Source organism: Aeromonas sp. MR16, assembly GCF_022549315.1.
GTDB lineage: Bacteria > Pseudomonadota > Gammaproteobacteria > Enterobacterales > Aeromonadaceae > Aeromonas > Aeromonas aquatica.
In genome coordinates, this window is sequence record NZ_JAKZFK010000076.1 from 1 (window position 1) to 409 (window position 409).

General features: G+C 59.2%; 2 tRNA genes. Both read right to left on the reverse strand.

Features of this window, described 5'->3' with window-relative positions:
• Nucleotides 1–140: 140 nt before the first annotated feature.
• A tRNA-Met gene (locus tag MM194_RS21800) sits at nucleotides 141–217 on the reverse strand.
• Nucleotides 218–328: 111 nt separating this feature from the next.
• Nucleotides 329–405 (reverse strand) — tRNA-Met (locus MM194_RS21805).
• Nucleotides 406–409: the final 4 nt, after the last annotated feature.

Below are 409 nucleotides of genomic sequence, written 5' to 3' on the forward strand. Positions count from 1 at the left end.
GACGAGCTACCGAGCTGCTCCACCCCGCGTCCGAATTGTTGCCTGTTGCCAGGACTTTTCACCACAAGCCTGCCGAGCAGTAGCAGTTTGTGTCTTCGCAGCATCGCATCGGCAGATGCCGTGCCATGCACACAAATAGTTGGTTGCGGGGGCCAGATTTGAACTGACGACCTTCGGGTTATGAGCCCGACGAGCTACCGAGCTGCTCCACCCCGCGTCCGAATTGTTGCCTGTTGCCAGGACTTTTCACCACAAGCCTGCCGAGCAGTAGCAGCTTGTGTCTTCGCAGCATCGCAGCGGCAGATGCCGTGCCATGCACACAAATAGTTGGTTGCGGGGGCCAGATTTGAACTGACGACCTTCGGGTTATGAGCCCGACGAGCTACCGAGCTGCTCCACCCCGCGTCCG